The organism is Acinetobacter sp. CFCC 11171, assembly GCF_003268405.1.
In the GTDB taxonomy this organism is placed as follows: domain Bacteria; phylum Pseudomonadota; class Gammaproteobacteria; order Pseudomonadales; family Moraxellaceae; genus Acinetobacter; species Acinetobacter amyesii.
On the sequence record NZ_LQXP01000042.1, the window covers coordinates 20,771 to 30,316 of the forward strand.

Annotated in this window: 12 protein-coding genes; 4 read left to right on the forward strand and 8 right to left on the reverse strand. The window is 42.8% G+C overall.

Annotated elements, in window-relative coordinates; all coding sequences use genetic code 11:
• Positions 1 to 77 precede the first annotated feature (77 nt).
• From atpA to AVJ20_RS15705, 7 genes are all read right to left on the reverse strand, one after another.
• On the reverse strand, positions 78 to 1,622 hold the full coding sequence (gene atpA / locus AVJ20_RS15675) for a F0F1 ATP synthase subunit alpha (protein WP_078194023.1): 1,545 nt from the start codon (positions 1,620 to 1,622) through the stop codon (positions 78 to 80).
• A 42-nt stretch (positions 1,623 to 1,664) separates the two neighbouring features.
• A complete protein-coding gene (locus AVJ20_RS15680) occupies positions 1,665 to 2,201 on the reverse strand; it encodes a F0F1 ATP synthase subunit delta (RefSeq protein ID WP_078191476.1) in 537 nt (178 codons plus the stop codon).
• A 12-nt stretch (positions 2,202 to 2,213) separates the two neighbouring features.
• Entirely contained in the window at positions 2,214 to 2,684 is a 471-nt protein-coding gene (locus AVJ20_RS15685; protein WP_078191477.1) for a F0F1 ATP synthase subunit B, read from the reverse strand.
• Between the two features lie 38 nt (positions 2,685 to 2,722).
• On the reverse strand, positions 2,723 to 2,968 hold the full coding sequence (gene atpE, locus AVJ20_RS15690) for a F0F1 ATP synthase subunit C (RefSeq protein ID WP_000424060.1): 246 nt from the start codon (positions 2,966 to 2,968) through the stop codon (positions 2,723 to 2,725).
• 84 nt (positions 2,969 to 3,052) lie between these two features.
• A complete protein-coding gene (atpB, locus tag AVJ20_RS15695) occupies positions 3,053 to 3,928 on the reverse strand; it encodes a F0F1 ATP synthase subunit A (protein WP_078194024.1) in 876 nt (291 codons plus the stop codon).
• Positions 3,929 to 4,030: 102 nt separating this feature from the next.
• Complete coding sequence (locus AVJ20_RS15700; RefSeq protein WP_078194025.1) at positions 4,031 to 4,429, reverse strand: ATP synthase subunit I; 399 nt, start codon at positions 4,427 to 4,429, stop codon at positions 4,031 to 4,033.
• Between the two features lie 170 nt (positions 4,430 to 4,599).
• A complete protein-coding gene (locus AVJ20_RS15705) occupies positions 4,600 to 5,439 on the reverse strand; it encodes a metal ABC transporter solute-binding protein, Zn/Mn family (protein WP_111885883.1) in 840 nt (279 codons plus the stop codon).
• A 139-nt stretch (positions 5,440 to 5,578) separates the two neighbouring features.
• Between AVJ20_RS15705 and AVJ20_RS15710 the strand changes: the two genes are divergently transcribed.
• From AVJ20_RS15710 to znuB, 3 genes are read left to right on the forward strand one after another with little or no spacing between them, the layout of a single operon-like run.
• Positions 5,579 to 6,076, forward strand: a complete 498-nt coding sequence (locus AVJ20_RS15710; RefSeq protein WP_078191481.1) for a transcriptional repressor — start codon at positions 5,579 to 5,581, stop codon at positions 6,074 to 6,076.
• Positions 6,077 to 6,078: 2 nt separating this feature from the next.
• Positions 6,079 to 6,840: a zinc ABC transporter ATP-binding protein ZnuC gene (gene znuC / locus AVJ20_RS15715; protein ID WP_078194027.1), complete on the forward strand. Its 762-nt coding sequence runs from the start codon at positions 6,079 to 6,081 to the stop codon at positions 6,838 to 6,840.
• A 3-nt stretch (positions 6,841 to 6,843) separates the two neighbouring features.
• Positions 6,844 to 7,644: a zinc ABC transporter permease subunit ZnuB gene (znuB, locus tag AVJ20_RS15720; protein ID WP_111885884.1), complete on the forward strand. Its 801-nt coding sequence runs from the start codon at positions 6,844 to 6,846 to the stop codon at positions 7,642 to 7,644.
• A 108-nt stretch (positions 7,645 to 7,752) separates the two neighbouring features.
• Here znuB and AVJ20_RS15725 read toward each other — a convergent pair whose 3' ends face one another.
• Positions 7,753 to 8,373 (reverse strand): LysE family transporter, encoded by a 621-nt coding sequence (locus AVJ20_RS15725; protein WP_111885885.1) that lies wholly within the window; start codon positions 8,371 to 8,373, stop codon positions 7,753 to 7,755.
• Positions 8,374 to 8,532: 159 nt separating this feature from the next.
• On the opposite strand from AVJ20_RS15725, the gene AVJ20_RS15730 reads away from it, so the two are divergent.
• A complete protein-coding gene (locus tag AVJ20_RS15730) occupies positions 8,533 to 9,453 on the forward strand; it encodes a Dyp-type peroxidase (protein ID WP_111885886.1) in 921 nt (306 codons plus the stop codon).
• Positions 9,454 to 9,546: the final 93 nt, after the last annotated feature.

A 9,546-nucleotide genomic window follows, 5' to 3' on the forward strand; every position in this document is an offset into this window, starting at 1 on the left:
AGTATTCGAAAGCCCTTTCGAGCTTTCGAAGGTTGATCCGTGAACCAAACCAGAACCAGATTCAACATCGTTGAATCTTAGTAAGTTTGAGTCGCTTTAAAGCTTTCAATACCTGCTTTGATTGCTGCTTCGATTTCTTTATCGTAAGCACCAGTCTCGTCAATTTTTTGCATTAACGCAGCATGTTCTGAACGGAAGTAAGAGATCAACGCAGCATCAAATGCAACGATTTTCTTCACTTCTACGTCAGCCATATAGCCTTCGTTAGATGCATAAATTGAAACAGCTTGGTCAGCAATTGAGTATGGAGCATATTGTTTTTGCTTCATAAGCTCAGTTACACGTTGACCATGTTCAAGCTGTTTACGAGTTGCTTCGTCAAGGTCAGAAGCGAACTGAGCAAACGCAGCTAATTCACGGTATTGCGCAAGAGCGGTACGGATACCACCTGACAATTTTTTGATGATCTTAGTCTGAGCAGAACCACCAACACGTGATACAGAGATACCCGCGTTCACAGCAGGACGAATACCTGCGTTGAATAATGATGTTTCTAAGAAGATCTGACCGTCAGTAATCGAAATTACGTTTGTAGGTACGAATGCAGATACGTCACCGGCTTGAGTTTCAATAATCGGTAATGCAGTTAATGAACCAGTTTGGCCTTTAACTTCACCGTTAGTGAATTTCTCAACGTAGTCAGCAGATACACGTGAAGCACGTTCAAGTAAACGTGAGTGTAGATAGAATACGTCACCAGGATATGCTTCACGACCTGGTGGACGACGTAGAAGCAATGAAATTTGACGGTAAGCAACAGCTTGTTTAGACAAGTCATCATAAATGATAAGCGCGTCTTCACCGCGGTCACGGAAGTACTCACCCATTGTACAACCAGCATACGGAGCAAGATACTGCATCGCTGCAGGATCAGCTGCAGCAGCTGCTACAACAGTTGTGTACGCCATAGCGCCAGTTTCTTCTAGCTTGCGCACAACGTTAGCGATAGTCGATTGTTTTTGACCAATTGCTACGTAGATACATTTAATGCCAGAGTTTTTCTGAGCGATGATCGCATCGATCGCCATAGCTGTTTTACCAGTTTGACGGTCACCGATGATCAACTCACGTTGACCACGACCAACAGGGATCATTGTATCTACTGATTTATAACCAGTTTGTACAGGTTGATCCACTGATTGACGCCAAATTACGCCTGGTGCTACTTTTTCAACAGCATCAGTAAGTTTTGCGTCAATAGGGCCTTTACCATCAATTGGGTTACCCAAAGCATCTACTACACGGCCTAAAAGTTCTGGACCAACCGGAACTTCTAATACACGACCTGTGCAACGAGCTTTTTGACCTTCTTGAAGGCTTAAGTAGTTACCTAAGACAACGGCACCCACTGAATCCTGTTCTAGGTTCAGTGCCATACCAAATAAGCCGCCGTCGAATTCGATCATTTCACCGTACATTGCATCAGCAAGGCCGTGAATGCGCACAATACCGTCGGAAACCATAACAATGGTCCCTTCGTTCTTAGCGGTCGCGCTGGTGTCCAGATCGCCGATACGCTGTTTAATGAGCGCACTGATCTCGGATGGATTCAGTTGTTGCATTGCGCTATACCTCAATCTTTTTAAAGTTCAGTCTTCAAGCTGTTAAGCAAGAAGACGAGTCCGCATTTTTTCAAGCTTGTTAAGCGCAGAATCATCTATCACTTGGTCGCCTGCACGAATAACTACACCCGCGATTAACGCTGGGTTAACTTCTACTGAAACATTTACGGCAGCTTCGAATTTTTTCTCTAATGCATGCGCAAGTAATTGTTCTTGTACAGAAGTCAATGGGAATGCAGATTCAATCACTACATCCACAGTATTGTTATTCTGTGATTTGAGCTGTTCGTATTCTTCTGAAATTTCAGGAAGAAGTGCCAGACGGTCATTATCAGCAAGCAATGTCAAAAAGTTTGACACTGCTGCAGTCTGGTCTTCACCTAAAACTTTTGCGAAAACACTTACCTGCTCAGCAGGAGTAAGCTCAGGGCGATTTAGATAAGCTGAAAATGCTTCGTCTTGCACCGCAGCACTGAGCAAGTTTAATGCATTTGACCAAGCGTCAGTTGCATTTTGCTCAGAAGCGTAAGCAAATGCTGCTTTAGCGTATGGGCGTGCCAACGTCAAGAGTTCAGCCATAATCCGCCTCTCTTAAAGTTTAGCAGCCAGCTGAGTCAGCATGGCATTGTGAGCTTCTGCGTCAACTTGCTGGTTCAGAATTTTTTCTGCGCCAGTAACTGCAAGAGCAGCAACTTGTTGACGTAATTCTTCGCGAGCAGCATTGATTTCAGTATCAACAGCTTCTTTAGCTTGTTGACGAATACGCTCACCTTCAGCCGCAGCTTGAGTACGCGCTTCTTCTACCAATTGCGCACCACGACGGTTCGCTTGTTCGATCAATTGAGCCGCTTGTGCTTTAGCCGCATCTAATTCAGCTTTCACTTGTGCTTGCGCATCCGCAAGGTCAGCTTTCGCTTTTTCAGCAGCGTTTAAGCCATCAGCGATTTTACGCTGACGCTCACTAATCGCATTGATTAGTGGTGGCCAAACAAATTTCATGCAGAATGCGACAAAAATCGCAAAAGCAATCGCTTGGCCAATCAATGTGAGGTTGATATTCATTGCTATTCCTCAATAGTTTAATTTAGGAATTAAGCTGATTAACCTACAAATGGATTAGCGAAGATGAAGAACAAGCCAATACCAACACCGATCATAGGCACAGCATCAAGAAGACCCGCGATTAAGAACATACGAGTTTGAAGTTGTGGAGCCAATTCTGGTTGACGAGCAACAGCTTCTAAGAAACGGCCGCCTAGAAGACCAAAGCCAATCGCAGTACCTAAAGCACCAAAAGCGATCAAGATAGCAGATGCAATTGCAACTAGACCTAAAGTGAGTTCCATGATAATTCCTCAGAGGTTAGGTTTATACCAAATTAAGTTAAAAAATTGTGTGCCCAACCACCCTTTGACAGTTGAGCAATACCATTAATGCTTTTCGCTAGCCATACTCATATATACGATAGTCAACATCATGAAAATGAATGCTTGTAACGTAATAACAAGAATATGGAAGATCGCCCAAGGCACAGACAACGCCCACTGGATCCAGAACGGCAATAATGCGATCAAGATGAAGATCAACTCACCCGCATACATGTTACCGAACAGTCGTAGAGCCAATGAGATTGGACGTGCAATAAAAGTTACTAATTCAAGAATAATGTTTACTGGAATAAGTAATGCTTTTAAAACTGGGTTACTTGGGTTAAATGGGTTAAGTGCAAATTCTGCACCGAATCCGACAAGACCTTTCTCACGGATACTATAGAAAATAGTTAACGCAAATACTGACAATGCCATACCAAGGGTAATGTTAGGATCAGTAGATGGAACGATTTTGAAGTAAACGTGGTGAGGATCCATACCAAACACGTTAGCACCGATCAATTGAGCTGTATAAGGAATCCAGTCAACAGGGATCAAGTCCATCAAGTTCATGAGGAAAATCCACACGAAGATGGTCAACGCTAACGGCGCGATTAAGCGCGATTTGCCATGGAAAGTGTCACGGACACTTGAGTCAACGAACTCGATAATCATTTCGATTGCAGACTGGAACTTGGTCGGAACACCAGAGTTTGCAGCTTTCGCCACAACCCAGAACAACAAACAGAAAACAATACCAAGGCCGATAGACCAACCCATTGAATCCAAGTGAATAGCAGTGAACCCCATCTCTTGAGCTTCTTTAGCAGTCTCAGCTAACTTCCAAGTACCATCTGGCATTTTGCCATAGGTCATGTTAGTCAAGTGATGCTGAATGTACTCGGTCGAAGTAAGGGCATGTTCTTCAGCAGCCATAAATCACACCTGGTCAATGTCAAAACTAATAGAGAAAACGAATATCGCGTGCTGCCTGATATCTCGTTACTCTCCAAAAAACTTTTCAATTTTTTGTTGTGCTTATACTCGTTTTTTTAAGCGTGTTGCCCAAAAAGGAGCGACCCACGACATACTTTGTACGAGCATAAAACCACAAAACAATGCCACCGCTGACAACGGTTTGACATTGATCAAAATCAAAATGAATCCAACAATCACGATTGCAAACTTGCCCATTAAGCCACGATACATGTTTGACAGCACCTGTTTAGAGGCACGGGCACCAGCCGCACGAAACGACTGCCATGAAAAGTAGCTACTTGCTAGCCAGCATACCAACGCACCCAAAGCTGCACTATATGCTGTGATTGTGTCTTTAAGGACCCAACCAATCAGGGCTGAAACAGGAATCATTACTGCTTGTAAGATGACTAAAGCTTTCGCTAATCGTCGATCAATCATGCGACTAGTTCGACTCATTTTTGTTCACTCACAGCAATTCTGCTTGACAAGTTTAACTGATGATTATTTTTAATCGCAGGCATTATAGAGTTACACCCCTTAACTTGCAATCTTTTCCCGACCTTAGTCGTGTTTTTTTAAATTGGTAAACTGCTTTCAAACTAATCAATAGTTGTTTGTTTTTTACATTACTTTCGCGCATTTAGTGTGCACTTCAGGGTTTTATCAGCCAACATCTTCCATGCTGTTACAAAATCCCCTGCCCCACTCATGGTTTCGTCCACCGGCTGAAAGACGATGCCACCGAGCTTTTGATACTGATTTTGGCTGGCATGTGCTTCTGCAAGTAAGCATACTTTTGGCTGCGCGCGATGGTCTTTCAAGTATTTGATTTGTGCCAATGTCGGCGCGACATGTGGATCATCTGTCAACGCACCGGTAAATTTCAAATTCAGTGAGCGCTCAAGATATTGATAGGCATCGTGGTAGGACCAGTAAGGCTGAGCACGGCTCGACACATCTGTTTTTTGGGCTGTGATCAAGAGTTTCTGCGCAAATGCACGCGCATTGGCCCAATATTTTTCACGATGTTCTGGAAACTGTTGTGAACGTAAAGCAGCAATAAAAAAGCCAATTCGAACCGCATTGTTAGGTTCAAGCCAGACATGTGTATCGATTGTGCCTTTTAATGCATTGCCACGAACATCCCGTAATGGCAAAGCACTGATAATGCCTGAGTCTAAAATAGCGATACTTTTGCCACTTTCACCTAACATTTTTGCTAAAGGTGCTTCGTGTGCATGGCCTAACCATAAAACGAGATTGGCATCTTGCACGGTTTTACGGTGCACAGGCGTCAAACTCACATCATGTCCAGATTGATGGTCAAGCAATAGTTTTGGCTGCTCTACACCCTTGAGTACATCCTTCGCGATTAGATAAATCGGTTGTGTAGAAACAACGAGGCCTTGCGCCCAGCTCATCACACTAAATAAAGCCAAACTACAAAAAAGAATTACACGGGACATGGGGAGAGAGCACCATAAAATGAATAGTGTTATAATATAACAAAATCGTAAAAAAACCTACGTCTGTTCGTAAGTCCTTACGCTTCATGTTAAGATTTAAAGTCTTTTTCTTTATACAGTTTCGTACTCGAGGTTGGCTATGAGCGCATGTTCACACGAACATCATAATGCTTTGCATGGTGTACACGATCATCATAATGTCGAACAGCGCCTTGCTGAAGCTGAGAGTCTCTGTAGTGCGACGGGTGCTCGACTTACGCCCTTGCGTAAAGAAGTATTAGAACTGATCTTAAATGCAACAGGACCAATGGGCGCTTATGACCTTTTGGCTAAAATCAAAAGTGAGTCTGACCGACCTGCAGCTCCACCGACAGTGTACCGTACGCTGGATTTTCTGCTTGAAAAAGGTTTGATTCACCGTCTGACTTCGATTAATGCGTACATCCCGTGTTGCCATCCGCGCGAAGGACATCAAGCAGCATTTCTGATTTGCACAGACTGTAAAATAGTCAAAGAAGCATCTGCTCAAGGCTTGATGGCGCAACTCGATGAATTGTCTGCATCCGATGGCTTTACTGCACATCACAGTATTATTGAAATTTCAGGGATCTGTCAGCAGTGCCGCAGCAAACACTAAATATGAAGCCCATTGTGGCTTTAGAGCATGTTCATGTCCGAATCGATGAACGTGACATTTTAAAAAATGTAGATTTCGCCTTACACGAAAAAGAAATTGTCACATTGATTGGTCCTAATGGTGCAGGCAAATCCACGCTAATCAAAGTGTTGTTGGGTATTGTAAAACCTGTATCTGGCAAAGTGATCAGCACACAAAAATTAAAATTCTCATATGTGCCACAAAAATTTAATCCATCACACAGCTTACCGCTACGTGTGTGTGATTTATTGGCCCTAGAAAAATGTGATGCCAATATCAAGCAAGAAATTATTCGTGATACAGGCATTGCCAAGTTACAACAATCTAAAGTTCAGCAATTGTCGGGCGGCGAACGTCAACGTGTATTGATTGCACGGGCTTTATTGCGCCAACCGAATGTATTGGTTTTGGATGAACCCATGCAAGGTCTGGATATCCAGTCTGAAGCAGAACTGTATGACTACGTGCGTAGCTTGCCAGAAAAATATGGCTGTGCAGTTTTGATGGTTTCTCATGATTTACAATGGGTCATGCAAGGCACGCACCGTGTGGTTTGCCTGAACAAACATATTTGTTGCAGTGGCTTGCCTGAAAATGTGCAGCAACATCCTGAATATCAAGCGATCTTTGGAACAAATCGTGTGTTCTATCAACACCATCACGATCACTGTGCGCATGGCGATAGTGCAACGCCTTGCCAGCATGACTCTCGTCCCCATATTCACCCTGAACCGGAAGCATAATCCATGATGGAATGGCTACAACTCCTTTTGCCAGCATGGATCATGGGCACTTTGCTGGTGTTCCTGACTGCGCCGCTTGGCTGTTTAATGTTATGGCGTCGCATGTCATTTTTTGCGGACACCATGGCACATGGCACTTTACTCGGTGTCGCCATTGCCGGTGCGATGAGTCTACCGCTTTGGACAGGCGTTACATTGATTGCGCTCTTATTGGTTGCAATCTTATGGGTGTTACACGATCCACGCTTGCCCAATGACGCTTTGCTCGCGCTTTGTTCTGCAACACTCCTGTGCTCAGGCTTACTGTTCATACAACATTTGCCCAGCTTAAGACCTGAATTACTCAGCTATTTATTTGGTGATTTACTCACCATTTCTTGGTCAGATTTGCCTGTCTTTGCAATGGTGATCATTGTGGCACTGACCGTGCTGTATAAAAGTTGGCAATCGCAGATTCAGATTGCCATTGACCCCGATATTGCAGTCAGTGAAGGTGTCAGTGCCAAATGGCAACGTCTGATTTTTATGTTATTACTGGCATTATTTACTGTATTGGCTTTACGAGCTGTCGGCTCATTGCTGATGGGTGCATTGTTAGTGATTCCTGCATTAACCGCTCGTTTATTGGCAAATTCCCCGAAACAAATGGTGCTGTGGTCTTTCATCATTGCCCAAGTCGGTGTGACCGTGGGGTTATGGTCGAGTGCTGGTTTAAATACTTCTACAGGACTGACCATTGTATTAACCATGGCGCTGCTCTTTGCCCTAATTTTTATTCTACAAAAATTTAAGAAAGTGGCTTAAGTAGGAACGTTCATTGTTCAATTCGCGACATATAAAAATGAAAAAGCCATGCAACTGCATGGCTTTTTTTGCACGTCAAATACGATGCTCAGAATCATCTCACTGGATTTATTGATGCACCAAACTCAATAAGCTCGCCGCACAAGCAAATAATACCGCAAAGGTTCGATTCAAATATTTTTGTTGTTTGGGTGATTTTAATAATCGCAGTACTTTTGCAGCGAGACCGGTATACCCCGCCATGACAATCAGATCGATGCTAATCATCGTTGCAGCCATAATGACATATTGAATCCATTGGGGTTTGGATAAATCTAAAAACTGCGGCAAAACTGCCAACAAAAATACAATCGCTTTAGGATTGCTCATATTGACCAAAAAGCCATGTAAAATTAATTTTGAACGTGATTTATTTGGTAAATTTTGTTGAATTTCAATAGACTCTATTGGCGCTGTCCACTGTAAATAAGCCAAATATAATAAATAGCCCACACCAAACCATTTCACGATCATAAAAGCCCATGGTGTCGTCGCAAATAAGACCCCTGCCCCAGCTGCAACAATGGCGATCTGAACCAAAAGTGCCAATTGCAGGCCGATTGCATTCCAATACCCATGCTTAAACCCATAATTCAAACCACTCGACATAGACGCAATTGCACCTGCACCAGGGGAAACACTAATCACCCAACATGCCAACATATATGCAATCCAGATTTGATAGGACATCATTAGCTCAAGTTTGAAATGGGTCTGTATTATATGACATTTACTCTATTTTCATGACAATAATGCACGCTAAAAGGCCAAATGAAGGCTACACTCTCAGCGCTGCTTAAGGCACAATATACACAGCCACTCAGAAATTATAATTTTTAGGAGCCATGAATGTCTGCTCAATCTGTAATTTTGCCATTACCCTCAGATCATGCTCGTTTTATTGTTTTACGTTTAAAAGATTTAACGATTAGCGAATTAAAAGAACAACTTGAAGACTTATTTAATACTCGTGATCGTCTGATTACCCAACATCCTAATGCACAGATTAAAACAGCTGTAGCTTTTGGACCTGAACTTTGGGCACAACTTTATATTCAATCTCCAGCAGGCTTTAAACAACTTGATCCAATTCAAGGTTCATTTAACATGCCTGTAGTGCCAGCAGATGTGCTGATTCACATTGCGGCACAGCGTACAGATATTTGCTTTGCTTTAAGCCAAGCTTTCTTTGATGGCATTCAAGATAAAGTTGAGGTTTTAGATGAGCGTGTTTGCTTCCGTAATTTCGATGGCCGTGACTTAACTGGCTTTATTGATGGTACTGAAAACCCTCAATTTCCAGATGACCGTGCTGAAACAGCATTATTAGCAGAAGATGCGGGTATTTTTGCTGATGGTTCTTTTGTCTTTGCACAGCGTTATGCACACAATTTAGATAAGTGGAAAAAGCTCAAAGTTGATGCACAAGAGCATGTGATTGGGCGTACCAAACTTGAATCGATTGAGTTGAACGAAGACGAACAACCTGAAAACTCACATGTATCACGTACCGTTGTTGAAGATGGTGAGGGTGAAGAACTCGCAATTTTGCGTCATTCATTGCCTTATGGCGATGGCCGCGGTGACCAAGGTTTGTTCTTTATTGCCTATACCAAAGATCTCAGCATTATCGACAGCATGCTGGTTCGCATGTTCGGTACTAGCGGTGACGGCATTCACGACCGCTTACTTCACTTTGTTATGCCAATGGACGGAGCGTATTACTTTGCACCGAGTGAAGAGTTATTAGAAGAAGTTTTAGAAGGTTAAATAAATAAAGCCGACGAGAGTCGGCTTTATTTATTTAAAATCTACTTAAATTGATATGTGATTTTTTAGAATTTTAATAATATTTCATTATTA

Bases quoted from the DNA above. Each gene is read 5' to 3' on its own strand.
- AVJ20_RS15725 (WP_111885885.1), bottom strand. From the start codon at position 8,373: ATGTCCTATCAAATCTGGATTGCATATATGTTGGCATGTTGGGTGATT.
- AVJ20_RS15705 (WP_111885883.1), bottom strand. From the start codon at position 5,439: ATGTCCCGTGTAATTCTTTTTTGTAGTTTGGCTTTATTTAGTGTGATG.
- atpA (WP_078194023.1), bottom strand. From the start codon at position 1,622: ATGCAACAACTGAATCCATCCGAGATCAGTGCGCTCATTAAACAGCGT.
- atpB (WP_078194024.1), bottom strand. From the start codon at position 3,928: ATGGCTGCTGAAGAACATGCCCTTACTTCGACCGAGTACATTCAGCAT.
- znuC (WP_078194027.1), top strand. From the start codon at position 6,079: ATGAAGCCCATTGTGGCTTTAGAGCATGTTCATGTCCGAATCGATGAA.
- AVJ20_RS15730 (WP_111885886.1), top strand. From the start codon at position 8,533: ATGTCTGCTCAATCTGTAATTTTGCCATTACCCTCAGATCATGCTCGT.
- AVJ20_RS15685 (WP_078191477.1), bottom strand. From the start codon at position 2,684: ATGAATATCAACCTCACATTGATTGGCCAAGCGATTGCTTTTGCGATT.
- AVJ20_RS15700 (WP_078194025.1), bottom strand. From the start codon at position 4,429: ATGAGTCGAACTAGTCGCATGATTGATCGACGATTAGCGAAAGCTTTA.
- AVJ20_RS15680 (WP_078191476.1), bottom strand. From the start codon at position 2,201: ATGGCTGAACTCTTGACGTTGGCACGCCCATACGCTAAAGCAGCATTT.
- atpE (WP_000424060.1), bottom strand. From the start codon at position 2,968: ATGGAACTCACTTTAGGTCTAGTTGCAATTGCATCTGCTATCTTGATC.
- znuB (WP_111885884.1), top strand. From the start codon at position 6,844: ATGATGGAATGGCTACAACTCCTTTTGCCAGCATGGATCATGGGCACT.
- AVJ20_RS15710 (WP_078191481.1), top strand. From the start codon at position 5,579: ATGAGCGCATGTTCACACGAACATCATAATGCTTTGCATGGTGTACAC.